Source organism: Thermus hydrothermalis, from assembly GCF_022760925.1.
GTDB classification, from domain to species: domain Bacteria; phylum Deinococcota; class Deinococci; order Deinococcales; family Thermaceae; genus Thermus; species Thermus hydrothermalis.
On record NZ_JAKTNT010000003.1, the window covers coordinates 100817 to 116546 of the forward strand.

Annotated in this window: 12 protein-coding genes and 4 tRNA genes; 14 read left to right on the forward strand and 2 right to left on the reverse strand. The window is 66.7% G+C overall.

All coding sequences use genetic code 11. The annotated features are described in order from the left end of the window. Nucleotides 1-13 precede the first annotated feature (13 nt). From L0C60_RS02915 to L0C60_RS02940, 6 genes are all read left to right on the forward strand, one after another. Nucleotides 14-87, forward strand: a tRNA-Gln gene (locus tag L0C60_RS02915). 7 nt (nucleotides 88-94) lie between these two features. Continuing rightward, nucleotides 95-169: transfer RNA gene (locus tag L0C60_RS02920), tRNA-Glu, on the forward strand. A gap of 21 nt (nucleotides 170-190) precedes the next feature. Next, nucleotides 191-266, forward strand: a tRNA-Glu gene (locus tag L0C60_RS02925). Nucleotides 267-384: 118 nt separating this feature from the next. Next, complete coding sequence (gene trxB / locus L0C60_RS02930; RefSeq protein ID WP_243092489.1) at nucleotides 385-1371, forward strand: thioredoxin-disulfide reductase; 987 nt, start codon at nucleotides 385-387, stop codon at nucleotides 1369-1371. Nucleotides 1372-1381: 10 nt separating this feature from the next. Next, complete coding sequence (locus tag L0C60_RS02935; protein WP_243092490.1) at nucleotides 1382-2605, forward strand: DUF4127 family protein; 1224 nt, start codon at nucleotides 1382-1384, stop codon at nucleotides 2603-2605. Nucleotides 2606-2613: 8 nt separating this feature from the next. Next, nucleotides 2614-4182, forward strand: a complete 1569-nt coding sequence (locus tag L0C60_RS02940) for an HD domain-containing phosphohydrolase (RefSeq protein ID WP_243092491.1) — start codon at nucleotides 2614-2616, stop codon at nucleotides 4180-4182. Here L0C60_RS02940 and glmS read toward each other — a convergent pair whose 3' ends face one another. Then, a complete protein-coding gene (glmS, locus tag L0C60_RS02945) occupies nucleotides 4183-5997 on the reverse strand; it encodes a glutamine--fructose-6-phosphate transaminase (isomerizing) (RefSeq protein ID WP_243092492.1) in 1815 nt (604 codons plus the stop codon). Between the two features lie 469 nt (nucleotides 5998-6466). Between glmS and L0C60_RS02950 the strand changes: the two genes are divergently transcribed. The 7 genes from L0C60_RS02950 to rplI all read left to right on the forward strand — a co-directional run bounded on the left by L0C60_RS02950 (nucleotide 6467) and on the right by rplI (nucleotide 13568). Next, nucleotides 6467-9451 carry an S-layer homology domain-containing protein gene (locus L0C60_RS02950; RefSeq protein WP_243092493.1) on the forward strand — a complete coding sequence of 995 codons (2985 nt, stop codon included), beginning with the start codon at nucleotides 6467-6469 and terminating at the stop codon, nucleotides 9449-9451. 64 nt (nucleotides 9452-9515) lie between these two features. Continuing rightward, entirely contained in the window at nucleotides 9516-11513 is a 1998-nt protein-coding gene (gene uvrB / locus L0C60_RS02955) for an excinuclease ABC subunit UvrB (RefSeq protein WP_243092494.1), read from the forward strand. 47 nt (nucleotides 11514-11560) lie between these two features. Beyond that, nucleotides 11561-11636: transfer RNA gene (locus L0C60_RS02960), tRNA-Asn, on the forward strand. Between the two features lie 97 nt (nucleotides 11637-11733). Further along, nucleotides 11734-12039 (forward strand): 30S ribosomal protein S6, encoded by a 306-nt coding sequence (gene rpsF, locus L0C60_RS02965; protein ID WP_243092495.1) that lies wholly within the window; start codon nucleotides 11734-11736, stop codon nucleotides 12037-12039. A 9-nt stretch (nucleotides 12040-12048) separates the two neighbouring features. Beyond that, nucleotides 12049-12849, forward strand: a complete 801-nt coding sequence (locus L0C60_RS02970) for a single-stranded DNA-binding protein (protein ID WP_243092496.1) — start codon at nucleotides 12049-12051, stop codon at nucleotides 12847-12849. Then, a complete protein-coding gene (gene rpsR, locus L0C60_RS02975) occupies nucleotides 12846-13115 on the forward strand; it encodes a 30S ribosomal protein S18 (protein ID WP_039459511.1) in 270 nt (89 codons plus the stop codon). Before L0C60_RS02970 ends, rpsR begins: the two co-directional genes overlap by 4 nt. A 9-nt stretch (nucleotides 13116-13124) precedes the next feature. Beyond that, the gene (gene rplI, locus L0C60_RS02980; protein ID WP_243092497.1) at nucleotides 13125-13568 is read left to right on the forward strand and encodes a 50S ribosomal protein L9; all 444 of its coding nucleotides are present in this window, start codon (nucleotides 13125-13127) and stop codon (nucleotides 13566-13568) included. A 42-nt stretch (nucleotides 13569-13610) separates the two neighbouring features. Here the strand turns inward: rplI and L0C60_RS02985 are convergent, their stop codons facing one another. Further along, entirely contained in the window at nucleotides 13611-14867 is a 1257-nt protein-coding gene (locus L0C60_RS02985) for an alpha-hydroxy-acid oxidizing protein (protein WP_243092498.1), read from the reverse strand. 28 nt (nucleotides 14868-14895) lie between these two features. Here L0C60_RS02985 and L0C60_RS02990 point away from each other — a divergent pair, with 28 nt between their 5' ends. Continuing rightward, a complete protein-coding gene (locus L0C60_RS02990) occupies nucleotides 14896-15717 on the forward strand; it encodes an SDR family oxidoreductase (protein WP_243092499.1) in 822 nt (273 codons plus the stop codon). Nucleotides 15718-15730: the final 13 nt, after the last annotated feature.

Sequence of the window (15730 nt, forward strand, 5' to 3'; positions counted from 1 at the left end):
GGGCGCCCGCCGCTGGGGTGTCGTCTAACGGCAGGACAGCGGACTCTGGATCCGCCGGTCGTGGTTCGAGTCCACGCACCCCAGCCAAACGTTTGGCCCCATCGACTAGTGGTTAGGTCACCGCCCTTTCAAGGCGGCGGCGGGGGTTCGAATCCCCCTGGGGTCACCAGGAGCAGTCCGAGCCGCACGCGGCCCCATCGTCTAGAGGCCTAGGACACGGCCCTCTCAAGGCCGAGACGGGGGTTCGAATCCCCCTGGGGTCACCAGGAGCGGCTCGGATTGCTTTTATCCCTTGACAGAAAGGAAGCCTTCCGCCAAACTGGGTTCGCTATATACCCCCCATAGGTATATGGGGGTGTAGGCTAAAGGCTAAGGAGGGGAAGGATGGAGTTTTCCTTGGCAGGCCTTGCGGCAACCGGCAATGCGGAGGAGCGCTACGACGTGGTCATCATCGGCGGGGGGCCAGCGGGCCTTACCGCCGGCATCTACGCGGGCCGGGCGGGCCTCAAGACGGTCATCGTGGAAAAGGGCCTGCCCGGAGGGCAGATCGCCCAGACCGAGGAGGTGGAAAACTACCCGGGCTTCCCCGAGGGCATTTCCGGGCCCGAGCTCGCAAGCCGCATGGTGCAGCAGGCGGAGAAGTTCGGGGCCCGGATCGTCATGGACGAGGTCTTGGGGGTAGAGCCCCTGGAGGAAGGCTTCCTGGTCCGGGGCTTTGAGCGGGCGTACCCTACCCGGGTGGTCATCGTCGCCACAGGGGCTAACCCCAGGCGGCTTGGGGTACCGGGGGAGGACAAGTTCTACGGCCGCGGGGTTTCCACCTGCGCCACCTGCGACGGCTTCTTCTACCGGGACAAGGAGGTGGTGGTGGTGGGCGGCGGGGACGCCGCCGTGGAGGAGGGGCTTTTCCTCACCAAGTTCGCCCGCAAGGTGACCCTGGTCCACCGCCGGGACGAGCTTAGGGCCAACAAGGTGGCCCAAGCCCGGGCCTTCCAAAACCCCAAGATGCACTTCCTCTTCTCCCACGTGGTCACGGAGATCCTGGGCGAGGAACAGGTGACGGGGGTGCGGCTTAAGAACCTGAAGACAGGGGAGGAGTACGTCTACCCCACGGACGGGGTCTTCGTCTTCATCGGCCACGAGCCCAACACCGGCTTCCTCAAGGGCGTGGTGGAACTCAGGCCCGACGGCTACGTGGCCGTGCGGGACGAGGTCTACACCTCGGTTCCGGGCATCTTCGCCGCCGGGGACGTGGCCGACCCCATCTACCGCCAGCTCACCACCAGCGTGGGGGCGGGTACCCGGGCGGCCATGACGGCGGAGAAGTACCTGGCGGAGAAGGCCGAGCGGAAGGAGCGGGCGAAACCTTAAGGCCTCAGGCGTGGCCCGGTTCTGGCTTGCCCTAGCCCTTCTAGGGGGCGTTGCCCTGGGGGCTTCGCCCATCCTCTACCTTCCCTTGGACGACCGCCCGCCCAACTGGGCCCCCTGTACCTGGGGGCTTGTCCTTTGCCCGCCCAAGGCGGCCTATCGGGGGACGGAAGGGGCGGACCTGGCGGCCCTTAGGGAATGGCTCCTGGCCACCCCCGGCGCAGCCTTGGTGGCCAGCCTGGATGCCTTGGCCTATGGCGGGCTTTTGGCAAGCCGCCACCTGGACCTCCCTGCCGAGGACGCCTTGGCCCGCCTTGGGCCCCTCCTGGCCTGGAGGGTGCGCCATGGGGGGAAGCTCTTCCTCTTCGGCGTGGTGCCCCGCTTTGACGCCACCCAAAGGGAACGCAACCTCCGGGTACTCCAGGTCCTCGCCCCTTGGTCCCGCCTGAGGGGACTTTACCTGGAAGCGGTCTGGGACGATGCCCTGCGGGGCTCGCCCGCGCCCAGGGAGGCCCAGGCCCTCCCTTACCCGAGCCGCCCGGGGGCGGACGAGGCGGGGCAGGTCCTCCTCCTTCGGGCCCTTTCCCCGGGGCTTAGGGTGGCGGTGGCCTACGAGGAAGGGACCTTGGCGGAGCGCACCACCCCTTACGAGGCCCTGCCCTTGAGGGAAACGGTAAGGCGGCTTCTAAGAAGCGCCGGCGCGGAGGAGGTGGCCCTGGAGGCCAATCCCCATTTAGTCCTTTACGTCTACGGGGGCAAAAACCCAAGGAAGGCCACCCAAGACCTCCTCCGCCTGATGGCCCGGCACCCCGTGGCCCTGGCGGACCTTTCCCGGGTAAACCGGGGGGATGCGGGCCTCATGGGCTACCTCCAGGCCCTGGGGCTTTACGGCCGACTTGCCGCCTACGCCGCTTGGGGTACCCCGGCCAACAACCTGGGAAGCGCCCTGGCCCAAGGAGGGCTTTTCCGGAAGGACCCAAAGGGGCGCCTATGGCGTTTGGCCGAGGCCTACTTCGCCTACTGGTGGGGGGAGGTGGGGCGGCCTTGGGTGCGGGGCCGCTTTGCGGAGCCTTTAGGCGAGGAGGCCCTTGGGGTGGCTTCCCTCTGGCCCTATGTGGCGTGGGAAGGCCACCGGATAGACCTTAAAGCCCTCGCTTTCCCCTGGCGCCGCGCTTTTGAGGCGGAGGCCCGGCTGGACCTCATCCCGCTAGCTTTTCCCTTCCGCCTGGTAGAGTAAGGGGCGTCATGGCCCAAGGGGTGCTGGAGCTAAAACGCCTGCAGGCTCTGGCGCAAGCCTGGCGGCTTCTAGCCCCTCTAGAGCGGCGGGAAGCGGTGTTCCGCCAGGTGGTGGAGGCCGCTAAGGCCCAGACCCGGGCGGTTTCCGTCCTGCTCTTCCTGTACCGGCCGGAGGAGGACGTTCTGGAACTGGTGGCGGCGGAGGGGCTTTCCCGGGATCGGGTGGGTTTTCGTTTGCCGCGTGGCAAAGGGGTTTCCTGGGTAGTTTTGGAAAGCGGGGAGCCCCTCTATATACCCGATGTTTCCCAAGACCCCAGGGTGGTTTTCCTAACCGGTCACCCGCAGCCTGGGGTTTACCTAGGGGTTCCCCTTCGGGACCCGGAGGGTAGGGTGCTGGGGGTGCTTTCCATGGACACCGCTGGGGGGGTAGGGGAGATCCTTCCCGAGGAGCGGTTCTGGCTCCAGGCCCTGGCGGAGGCTGCGGGGGTGGTTCTGGGCCGCATAGCGGCTTTGGAGAAGGCCCGGGAGGAGACGGAACGCACCCAGGCTCTTCTGGAGCTTTCCCTCGCCCTAGAAAGCGCTCGGGATCCGCTCGTGATGGCCCAGGAGGCCTTGGAGACCCTGCTCAAGCTAACCCCCTACCACGGGGGAGCTCTTTACCTTTTCCAAGGGGGGCGGGTGCGGCCGGCAGTGGTGGCGGGCCGCTACCCCCCGGGCTTCCCCCGGCTCTATGTGGAGCACCCCATCCGCTTCGGCGAGGGGCTTCTGGGCCACCCCCGGCTTTGGGAAGGGCCCATCTATGTGGAGGACTACGCCACGTTTCCCGGGGCCTTGAGGCCCTATGCGGAAGCGGGGTTGCGCTCGGCCCTCCTGGTACCCCTGAAGCCCGAGGGGCGGCGATACGGGGTGCTGGCTCTGGGCTCTTTTGGCGAGCGGGTGCCCTACCGTGGGGAGGACGAGGCGGTTTTGCAGATGGTGGCCAAGCGGCTGGAGGAGGCTTTGGAGCGGCTTTTCCACCTGCGGGTCCTGAGGGCCACGCGGGAGGCGGCCCTAAAGGCGCTTTCCCGGGTTCTGGAGTACCGGGACCTGGAAACCCAGGGGCACACGGAGCGGGTGGCGGAGCTTTCCCTTCGCTTGGGCCGGGCTTTGGGGTTCCCGGACCTCGAGGGCCTCCGCCTGGGCGCCTACTTCCACGACCTGGGCAAGCTGGCCCTGCCCGACGAGATCCTGCGCAAGCCCGCCGCCCTTTCCACGGGGGAGTGGAAGGTGGTGAAAACCCATCCCGAGGTGGGCTTGGAGATCCTGCGGAACCTCCCCTTTCTCCCCCAGACCGCTCTAAATGTGGTCCTCTACCATCATGAGCGCTTTGACGGCTCCGGCTACCCCTTTGGCCTAAAGGGGGAGGCCATTCCCTTGGAGGCCCGTATCTTCGCCGTGGTGGACGTCTACGATGCCCTGGTGTCCGAGCGCCCTTACAAGCGGGCCTGGACGAAGGAGAAGGCCTTGGAAGAGCTCCGGGCCCAGGCGGGGAAGAGCCTGGACCCGGAGGTGGTGGCGAAATTTCTGGAGATTGTCTAGTTACTCCACCGTGACGCTCTTGGCCAAGTTCCGAGGTTGGTCCACGTCCCGGCCCAGGAGCACCGCCACCTCGTAAGCCAGGAGTTGCAGGGGCACCACGCTCACGATAGGGGCGAGGAGGGGGTGGACCTCGGGGACGTAGATCACGTCCTGGGCAAGCTTTCGGATCTCCTCGTCCCCTTCCGTGGCCACGGCGATCACCTTTCCACCCCGGGCCCGCACCTCCTGGATGTTGGAAAGGGTCTTCTCGTAAAGGGGTCCACGGGTGGCCAGGACCACCACGGGGAGGCGCTCGTCAATGAGGGCGATGGGCCCGTGCTTCATCTCCCCGGCGGGGTAGGCCTCGGCGTGGATGTAGCTGATCTCCTTGAGCTTCAAAGCGCCTTCGTAGGCGGTGGGGGCCTGGACGTGGCGGCCCAGGAAGAGGAAGTCCTGGGCCTGGTGGTACTTCTCGGCGATGTGGGCCACGATGGGCCTTTTCTCCAGGGCCTCCTCCACCAGGCGGGGGAGCTTGCGCATCTCCCGGATGAGGCCCTGGGCCGCTTCCTTGGGCAAGGTGCCCCGGGCCCGGGCAAAGCGCAGGGCCAAGAGGGCCATGGCGGCCAGCATGGCGGTGTAGGCCTTGGTGGAGGCCACGCCGATCTCGGGCCCGGCGTGGATGTAAAGCACCTCCTCTACCTCCCGGGTGATGCTGGAGCCCTTGGCGTTGATGATCCCTAGGGTGCGGGCTCCCTTGGCCTTGGCCTCGCGGACGCCCTCCAGGGTGTCAATGGTTTCCCCGGACTGGCTGATGGCCACGGCCAGGGTCTTCCCGTCCACCACGGGGTCGCGGTAGCGGTACTCGCTCGCCACCTCCCACTCCGCCGGGATGCGGGCGAGGATCTCCATGAGGTACTTCCCGTACCAGCCGGCGTAGGCGGCGGTGCCGCAGGCGATGAAGTGGACCCTTTCCACCTCCCTGGGGTCCAGGGCGAGGCCAAGCGCCACGTCCCCTTCCTCTTCCCTCAGGCGCCCCCCCAGGGTGTTTTCCAGGACCCAGGGCTGCTCGTAAATCTCCTTGAGCATGTAATGGGGGAAGCCTCCCTTCTCGGCGGCCTCGAGGGTCCAGTCAACCTCCACCACCTCCCGGGCCACCGGGTTTCCGGCGAGGTCCGTGATCTCCACCCCTTCCCGGCTTAGGCGCACCAGGTCCCCATCGTGGAGGAAGATGACCCTGCGGGTATAGGGGAGGAGGGCGGGCACGTCCGAGGCCAGGAAGTTCTCCCCTTCCCCTAGGCCCACCACCAGGGGGCTCACGGTGCGGGCGGCCACGATCTCCTCGTGGTCCTCGTGGACCACCACGAGGGCGTAGGCGCCCCGCACCTCCTTGAGGGCTTCCCGCAGGGCCTGGAAAAGGTCCCCTTGGTACTTTTCCTCCACCAGGTGGGCGAGGACTTCGCTATCTGTCTCCGAGCTGAAGCGGTGCCCCCGGGCGAGGAGGGCTTCCTTGAGCTCTAAATAGTTCTCCACGATGCCGTTATGGATGACGGCGATCTTGCCGTCTTCCGTGGTGTGGGGGTGGGCGTTGGGGTCGGTGGGGGCCCCGTGGGTGGCCCAGCGGGTGTGCCCCACCCCCAGGGTGCCCTCCAGGCGCTCCTCCTTGAGGAGGGCCTCGAGGGCAGAAAGCTTCCCCGAGCGCTTCGCTACCCTAAGCCCCTCTTCCGTCCTCACCGCCACCCCGGCGGAATCGTACCCCCGGTACTCCAGGCGCCTTAGACCGTCCACCAGCACGTCCGTGGCGTTGCGAAAGCCCACATAGCCCACAATGCCGCACATGTTTACTCCTTCTGCGAGGGCAGCGTGCCCTCGTTTCCTAGCTTCGCCCTGCCCCCCGGTTGTCCCCCCCTCGCGGGGCTGGCTTTCCCGGAAGGCTTTGCTCAGGCGGGCGGGGCGGGCACACCCCGGGCGGCATCCGCGGATTTCTCGATCTTTCCCGGCCTCGCCGGTAATCCCCTCATGGGGTCCGCCACCTCGTGAGGTCCTTTGGGACCCCCTGCGCTTCCCGCCTTCCCAAGACCCGTTTCACGCCAGCCTTCCACCTCCTCGCCGGGAGTATAGCAAAAGCTTAAGGTGCGGGGGCTTGACAGGGGTTGTGTGAGGCTTTTATGATACCTGCGGATGCAGGGAAAAAGAGGCCTTTGTGCCGGGTAAGCCCTGCATCTTGGGGAAAGGCGGTTCGGAGAGGAAACGCGGCAACTCGCCCGTCCCGTCTTCCCCAAAATCCCTGAAGGGGGTGTACGGGAATATGAAGAAGAGGCTAGTGGTACTTCTGGCAGGGCTCTTGACCGTGCTCTCCATGGGCTTCGGTCTGGCCCAGTTCTCCGATGTGCCCGCTGGGCACTGGGCCAAGGAGGCCGTGGAGAGCCTGGCGGCCAAGGGCATCATCGTGGGCTTCCCCGACGGTACCTACCGGGGGAACGAGACCCTGACCCGCTACCAGGCGGCTCTCCTCATCTACCGCCTCCTGCAGCAGATTGAGGAGGAGCTGAAGGCCAAGGGCGAATCCCCCACCATGGAGGCCATGTCCTCCGAGGACCTGGAGGCCCTGAAGAACGCCGTGCAGGAGCTCGCTGCTGAGCTCGCCGCCTTGGGTGTGCGGGTTTCCGCCCTGGAGGATAGCGCCGCCACCAAGGAGGACATCGCCCGCCTCGAGGCCCTGATTGAGGAGCTGAAGGCCCAGCCGGCCCCCGAGCCCGGCATGGACGCCGCCGCCCTCCAGGACCTCGCCGACCGGGTGGAGGCTGCCTCCATCGCCGCCGACACCGCCTTGGCCCAGGCCCAGCAGCTTGCCGAGCAGCTGGACGCCTTGGCCCAGGACGTGGAGGGCGTGAAGGGCGACCTCTCCGCCCTCGGCACCCAGGTGGAGGCCAACGCCCAGGCCATCCAGGCCCTGAACGAGCTCGCCGTCCTCCTCAACCAGGACGTGCTGGCCCTGCAGGACCGGGTGACCGCCCTGGAAAAGTTGGTCTCCGGCGGCGCTGAGCTTCCCGACCTGGAGCAGTTCGCCTCCAAGGAGGACGTGGCCGCCGTCCAGGAGTTCGCCGCCGCCCTCCGCTCTGACCTGGTGGGGCTTTCCGAGAAGGTGGGGGCCCTCACCGAGCGGGTTTCCGGCCTCGAGGGGCAACTCAAAGAACTCTCCAAGGTGCAGTACTCCATCTCCGGCAGCCTCACCGCCACCTACGGTTACACGCAGGCCACGGGGCAGGACTTTGACGTGGACCGCCTCTTCCCGGGCAACAAGCTGAGCTCGGGTGTGGGAGAGGGTGACAACACCAATGGCCGTCGGCGCCCTGCGGTCCGCAGGGGCGACTTCAACAACCAAGACTTCACCGACCTGGGTGGCACCCTCAACTTCTCCGTGAAGGGCCAGGGGGTAGAGGCCACGGTGGAAACGGGCTTCTCCCTCACGCCCTTCAATGTGAACGTGGATAAGGCCCAGGTGAAGACCAGCGTGGATGGCCAGCCCCTTACCGTTACCCTGCAGGATGGGGACCACACTTTCCGCTTCAACCCCTACCTCTTTAGCAACGAGCGGGATGACGGCACGGCGGTACCTCGCTACGGGCTCACGGCTGTCTTGGAGGCTAACAAGCTTCCCTTGAACCCCACCTTGACCTTGGTGGTGGGTGCGGGGGCTACCTCTGAGCCTCGCTTGGCGCAAGGGAACAATGTAGTGTATGGGGCCTATGGTCCCGTTTTGGACGGCAACTACTTCGGTGCCCGGGTTCAGCTGGATGCCTTTGGGCTGAAGCCCGCCTTCTCCGTGGCCGGGCAGTGGAACGGTGGCAACAACCGCACCGCTTTCGGTGTGGACGTGAGCGGGAAGCTTTTGGACCTGGTGAGCCTCGAGGGTGCCTTCGTCCGTTCCTACCAGGCCGTGATACCCTTTGACGTGAACACGGCTACCTACGACGACGCTGCTTACATCAAGGGTGGCCTAGAGGCGAGCCTGGGGGGCATCGGGCTTAACCTCTCCGCCAACTACCGGAAGATTGACCCCGGCTTTGAAAACGGTGTGGCGGGCATGTCCGCCGACCACGCCTACTACTACTTTGGCGTGAACCCCGGTTCTGATGGGAAGGGTGGGGCTCCCTTTGACGCCAACAACCGGGGCTTTGGGGTGGAAGGGTCGGTGAAGCTCCCCTTCCTGGGTGGGCTGGAGGTCCGGGGCTTTTTTGACCGCTCCGAAGCGGTGGACGGTACGGTGTCCCAACTTGCTTATCTGCAGCGGGCTTTGGCGGCCCAGGCCTGGAGCGTGGGGACTACCCTAAACCTCTTCTCGGGCCTCCGCTTGGAGGGTTGGTTCAGCGATGTGCAGGTGGGGCCGAATCTCAGCAGCCTCAACCGCTACCCTGGCGTGTTGGGAGACCAGGCGGGGCTCTTTGAGGGCACCTACAACTTCTACCTCTACGGTAGCCGCGACGAGCGCTGGTCCAGTGGCTTTGGCGTCCAGCTGGTCCACGATGGCAAGGCGAAGGATGCCCTGCTTTCGGGTCTGGACGTGACCGCCGGCTTCCGCCGCTACTACCACCCGGCGACCAACGCTTACGATATGCAGGACATCCTGGTGGCGGGGCAGTACAGCCTCAAGCTTGGTCCCATCAGCGCCACGCCCTTCGCCCGTTATCGCATCTTTGCTCAGCAGGGCACCAATAGCACCTACCAGAACTACTCGGATAACCAGTCACTTCCCCCCGGTACCCCTGCTACGGTTAGTGTCTACGATTACACCACCTACAAGATCGGGGCTACGGTAAGCACCGATCCCTTGGCAATTCCCTTGAAGCCCTCCTTGGCCGGAGCCGCGGCGTACAGGGTGGTGGACATTACGGAGCCCGCTGGCGTCAATGATGCCAAGGAGACCTTCTGGCGCCTCCAGCTGAGCCTGAACGAATTCCTCTTCCAGGGGAGCAGGTTCAGCGTGGGTTACGCCTGGTACCGGGGTGAGAATGTGGTAACTCCGGATGTGCCCTCCACGGTTCCGGCTCGGGGGTACACCAGCAACCTCACCGCCTTTGATGACCGGGTCTTCGCCTACCCGGGCCAGGTGCAGTACCCCTGGAACCTGACGGCTTTGGGCACTGCCACGGGTGTGGTCCGGGGCTGGTACGCGGAGTGGACCTTCTCCGGCCTGGAGGTGGCCGCGGGCATCTTTGACCTGCTGGACGCTAGCGACACCGTCCAGTCCACCGGGGCGGGCTTCAAGGTAAGCTACACCGTGAAGTTCTAAGGGCTCCTTGGGCCCTTCCCCCCGCCCCTGGGCGGGGGGTTTTCCTTTGCCCTAAACTAAGGGGATGACCTTCCGCTACCGGGGTCCTGAACCCAAGGGGGACCAGCCCAAGGCCATCGGGGAGCTGGTGGCGGCTTTAAGGGATGGAGAGCGCTACCTGACCCTCCTCGGGGCCACGGGCACGGGGAAGACGGTGACCATGGCCAAGGTCATAGAGGCCCTGGGCCGCCCCGCCTTGGTCCTCGCCCCCAACAAGATCCTGGCGGCGCAGCTCGCCGCGGAGTTCCGGGAGCTTTTCCCGGAGAACGCCGTGGAGTACTTCATCAGCTACTACGACTACTACCAGCCCGAGGCCTACGTGCCGGGCCGGGACCTCTACATAGAGAAGGACGCTAGCATCAACCCCGAGATTGAGCGCCTAAGGCACTCCACCACCCGAAGCCTCCTCACCCGGCGGGACGTGATCGTGGTGGCCTCGGTTTCCGCCATCTACGGCCTGGGGGACCCTCGGGAGTACCGGGCGCGGAACCTAGTGGTGGAGCGGGGCATGGCCTACCCCAGGGAGGCCCTTTTGGAGCGCCTCTTGGAGCTGGGCTACGAGCGGAACGAGATTGACCTGGCCCCGGGCCGCTTCCGGGCCAAGGGGGAGGTCTTGGAGATCTTCCCCGCGTACGACACCGAGCCCATCCGGCTGGAGCTTTTTGGGGACGAGGTGGAGCGCATCAGCCAGGTCCACCCCATCACGGGGGAGCGGCTTCGGGAGCTTCCCGGCTTCGTGCTCTTCCCCGCCACCCACTACCTCTCCCCGGAGGGTCTGGAGGAGATCCTGGCCGAGATCCGCAAGGAGCTGGAGGAAAGGGTCCGCTACTTTGAGGAGCGGGGGGAGGTCCTCTACGCCCAGCGCCTCAAGGAGCGCACCCTTTACGACCTGGAGATGCTCAGGGTCATGGGGACCTGCCCAGGGGTGGAGAACTACGCCCGCTACTTCACGGGCAAGGCCCCGGGGGAGCCCCCTTACACCCTTCTGGACTACTTCCCCGAGGACTTCCTGGTCTTCCTGGACGAGTCCCACGTGACCGTGCCCCAGCTCCAGGGGATGTACCGGGGGGATTACGCCCGCAAGAAGACCCTGGTGGACTACGGCTTCCGCCTGCCCAGCGCCCTGGACAACCGCCCCTTGCGCTTTGAGGAGTTCTTGGAGCGGGTTTCCCAGGTGGTCTTCGTCTCCGCCACCCCCGGGCCCTTTGAGCTCGCCCACTCGGGCCGCATCGTGGAGCAGATCATCCGCCCCACGGGGCTTCTGGACCCCTTGGTGGTGGTGAAGCCCACGGAGAACCAGATCCTGGACCTCATGGAGGGGATCCGGGAAAGGGCGCAAAGGGGGGAGCGCACCCTGGTCACGGTGCTCACCGTGCGCATGGCGGAGGAGCTCACGAGCTTTTTGGTGGAGCACGGCATCCGCGCCCGCTACCTCCACCACGAGCTGGACGCCTTTGAGCGCCAGGCCCTCATCCGGGACCTCCGGCTAGGCCACTACGACTGCCTGGTGGGCATCAACCTGTTGCGGGAGGGCCTGGACATCCCCGAGGTTTCCCTGGTGGCCATCCTGGACGCCGACAAGACGGGCTTTTTGCGGAGCGAACGGAGCCTCATCCAGACCATTGGCCGGGCGGCGCGGAACGCCCGGGGGGAGGTGTGGCTCTACGCCGACCAGGTGTCCGAGGCCATGGAAAGGGCCATCGCCGAGACCAACCGCAGGCGGGCCATCCAGGAGGCCTACAACCGGGAGCACGGCATCGTGCCCGAAACGGTGAGGAAGGAGGTGCGGGCGGTGATCCGCCCCGAGGGGTACGAGGAGGCCGCCTTGGAGCCCCTTTGGGCGGAGGAGGACCTGAAGGAGCGCATCGCCGAGCTGGAGCTCGCCATGTGGCAGGCGGCGGAGGCCTTGGACTTTGAGCGGGCGGCGAGGCTTCGGGACGAGCTTCGGGCCCTCGAGGCCCGCCTCCAAGGGATCAAGGCCCCCGAGCCCGTGCCGGGGAAGAGGAGGCGGAGGAAGCGCTAAATCTTGACGCCTTCCCCGCCTCTTGGTATAGTGCATCCTGCGGTCGGTCCGCGGTAGCTCAGCTGGTAGAGCGGCCGGCTGTTAACCGGTTGGTCGCAGGTTCGAGTCCTGCCCGCGGAGCCAAAAGGGGGCCTGAGGGCCCCCTGGGTCTTTTATTTGGGGGGAAGAGGGGGTATAATCTTTCCCCGTGCGGCCTGCCGGGCCCGGAGAGGAGGTGAAGATGCGCAGGTACGAGGTGAACATCATTCTTAACCCCAACCTGGAGCAAAGCCAGCTCGCCCTGGAGAAGGAGATCATCGCCAAGGCCCTCGAGGCCTTTGGGGCGCAGGTTTTGAAGGTGGAAGAGTGGGGGGTGCGGCGCCTAGCCTACCCCATCGCCAAGGACCCCCAAGGGTACTTCCTCTTCTTCCAGGTGGAGATGCCCGAGGACCGGGTGAACGACCTGGCCCGGGAGCTCCGGATCCGCGACAACGTGCGCCGGGTCATGGTGGTTAAGGCCCAGGAGCCCCTCCTCAGCAAGGCGTAAACTTTTGACATGGCAAGAGGCCTGAACCGCGTATACCTCATCGGCTCCCTCACTTCCCGGCCGGACATGCGCTATACCCCGGGTGGGCTCGCCATCCTGGAGCTCAACCTGGCCGGGCAGGACACCCTTTGGGACGAGTCCGGCCAGGAACGGGAACTCCCCTGGTACCACCGGGTGCGGCTTCTGGGCCGCCAGGCGGAGATGTGGGGGGATGTCTTGGAAAGGGGCCAGCTCCTCTTCGTGGAGGGGCGGCTGGAGTACCGCCAGTGGGAGCGGGACGGGGAGAAGCGGAGCGAAGTGCAGGTGCGGGCCGACTTCATTGACCCCTTGGACGCCCGCGGGCGGGAAACCCAAGAGGACGCCAAGAGCCAGCCAAGGCTCCGCCACGCCCTGAACCAGGTGGTCCTCATGGGCAACCTCACCCGGGACCCCGAGCTCCGCTACACCCCCCAGGGGACGGCGGTGGCCCGGCTGGGCCTGGCGGTGAACGAGCGCCGCCGGGGAGGTGGGGCCGAGGAGGAGAAGACCCACTTCATAGAGGTTCAGGCCTGGCGCGACCTGGCCGAGTGGGCCGGGGAGCTGAGGAAGGGCGATGGGCTTTTGGTGATCGGCCGTTTGGTGAACGACTCCTGGACGAGCTCCAGCGGGGAAAGGCGCTTCCAGACCCGCGTGGAAGCCCTCCGCTTGGAGCGACCCACCCGTGGGCCTGCCCAGACCGGCGGAAGCAGGCCCCAACCGGTCCAGACGGGTGGGGTGGACATTGACGAGGGACTCGAGGACTTCCCGCCGGAGGAGGATTTGCCGTTTTGAGCACGAAAAACGCTAAACCCACCAAGAAGGAGGCGCAGCGGCGCCCCTCCCGGAAGGCCAAGGTGAAGGCCACCCTGGGAGAGTTTGACCTGAAGGACTACCGGAACGTGGAGGTTTTAAAGCGGTTCCTGTCGGAGACGGGGAAGATCCTTCCCCGCCGCCGCACGGGGCTTAGCGCCAAGGAGCAGCGGATCCTGGCCAAGACCATCAAGCGGGCCAGGATTTTGGGGCTTCTTCCCTTCACGGAGAAGCTGGTGCGCAAGTAGGGGGTGGACATGAAGGTCATCCTGCTAGAACCCCTGGAGAACCTGGGCGATGTGGGCCAGGTGGTGAACGTCAAGCCCGGCTACGCCAGGAACTACTTGTTGCCTAGGGGCCTCGCCGTCTTGGCCACGGAGAGCAACCTGAAGGCCTTGGAGGCCAAGATCCGCGCCCAGGCCAAGCGCCTGGCGGAGCGCAAGGCGGAGGCGGAGCGGCTTAAGGAGATCCTGGAGAACCTCACCCTCACCATCCCGGTGCGGGCGGGGGAGAACAAGATCTATGGCTCCGTCACCGCCAAGGACATCGCCGAGGCCCTGGCCCGCCAGCACGGCATCACCATTGACCCCAAGCGCCTCGCCCTGGAGCGGCCCATCAAGGAACTCGGGGAGTATGTCCTCACCTACAAGCCCCACCCCGAGGTGCCCATCCAGCTCAAGGTGAGCGTGGTGGCCCAGTAGGGGCTAGGCCCGGCAGGCCGCGGGGCGGGGGAAACCCCGCCCTTACCCATAGAGCCACCCCGGGCCGAGCTCCTCCAGCCGGGCCACTCCCATGAGGGCCAGGGTGAGCTCCAGCTCGGCCAGGAAGTGGTCTAAAAGGGCGCCCACCCCCTTTTCCCCCCGGAGGGCTAAGGCGTAGACGTAGGGCCGCCCAAGCCCCACCGCCTGGGCCCCCAGGGCCAGGGCCTTCACCGCATCCGCCCCGGTGCGGACGCCGCTATCCATCAAGACGGGAACCTTTCCCCCTGCTGCCTCCACCGCCAGGGGAAGGGCCTTCAGGGCAGCGAGGCTTCCGTCCACTTGCCTTCCCCCGTGGTTGGAAACGTAGACCCCGTCCACCCCCAGGGCCACGGCCTGGGCCACGTCCTCGGGGTGGAGGAGGCCCTTGAGGAGGAGGGGCAAGGCGGTGGCCTCCCGCACCCGGCGCACCTCCTCCCAGGAGAGCTCGGGGAAGGAGTAGGTGGCCACGAAGCGGCGCACCGCCTTTTGCATCTGGGGAAGGCTTAGGCCGAAGCGCTTCCCGGCCCGCCTGAGGGCGAGGAGGTTTTGGAGAAGGGCCAGGGTGGGCCTTGGGCGCAGGCTAGGCCCCTCCAAGGGCTCTTCCAAGGCGGCGCGGAAAGCGGGGTCCGTGAGGTACATGGCGAGGCCCTGCCCCTTGAGGAAAGGGAGGTGGCCCAGTTCCAAATCCCTGGGCCGCCAGCCCAGTTGCACCGTGTCCACGGTGAGGACCACCCCGGCGCACCCCGCCTTTTCCGCCCGGCGGAGGAAGCTTGCCACCACCCGGGGGTCGGTGGAGTGGTAGAGCTGGAAGAAGACCAGGGCTTCGGGGTTTACCCCTTTGGCCGCCTCCACCACCTCCTCCAAGGGGTACGAGGCCTGGTTGGAAACCATAAAGGGGATGCCCCGCTGGGCGGCGGCCCGGACCGCGGCGAGCTCCGCCTCCGGGTGGGCGAGCTCTAGGACGCCGATGGGGGCGAGGAACAGGGGGGCGGCCCAGGGCTTTCCCCACAGGGTGAGCGTGAGGTCCAGGGGCGGGGCGCCCCGGAGCATCCTGGGCCAAAGGGCCACCTGGGCGAAGGCCCGGCGGTTTTGCTCCATGGTGGCCTCGAGGCCCGCCCCGCCCGCCACGTAGGCGAAGGCCTCGGGGGACATGCGCCTTTTCGCCGCCCTTTCCAAGGCCTCGGGGTGCAGGGGCAAAGGCGGTCTTTCCCCAAGGAAGCCCCGCAGGTAGATGGCCTGTTGCACCCTCCTTCCCCACATGGGTTTGCCCGGATTATACTCCGTCCAAATGGAAAGGCAAGTGCTCGTCACCGGGGCAGGAAGCGGCATCGGCCGGGCCACGGCCCGGCGCCTCGCCCAGAGGGGCTTCCGGGTCTACGGCGGGGTGCGCCGGGAGGAGGACGCCGAGGCCCTAAGGGCGGAGGGCATCACCCCCCTTTTTCTGGACGTGACCCGGGAGGAGGACCTGGAGAGGGCCCGGGAGGCCTTGAGGGAAGGGCTCTACGGCCTCGTGGCCAACGCCGGCATCGCCGTGGCCGGGCCCTTGGAGCTCGTGCCCCTTTCCGCCTTCCGCCAGGCCCTGGAGGTGAACGTCCTCGGGGCCTTGGCCACGGTGAAGGCTTTTTTGCCCTCCCTGCGGCAAAGCCGGGGGCGGGTGGTCCTCATGGGCTCGGTTTCCGGCCTGGTGGCCCTCCCCCTCATGGGGCCCTACGCCGCCAGCAAGTTCGCCCTCGAGGCCCTGGCGGACGCCCTCAGGGTGGAGCTTCGCCCCTTTGGCGTCCGGGTTTCCCTCATTGAGCCGGGCTCCGTGGCCACCCCCATCTGGGAGCGCTCCCTGAGGGCGGCCGAGGCCTACCTGGCGCCCCCTCCCCCGGGCACGGAAGGGGTCTATGGCCGCTACCTGGAGGTGGCCCGAAGGCTAGCGGAAAGGAACGCCCGGAGGGGCCTTCCCCCCGAGCGGGTGGCGGAGGCGGTGCTCGAGGCCCTGGAGAGCGAAAACCCCAAGGCCCGCTACCTGGTGGCCCACCCCGCCCGCATCCGGGAAACCCTCCTCCTCAGGCTCCTTCCCACCCCTTGGCGGGACCGGCTCATCGCCCGGTTTCTGGGCTAGGGTTTTGTGGCCC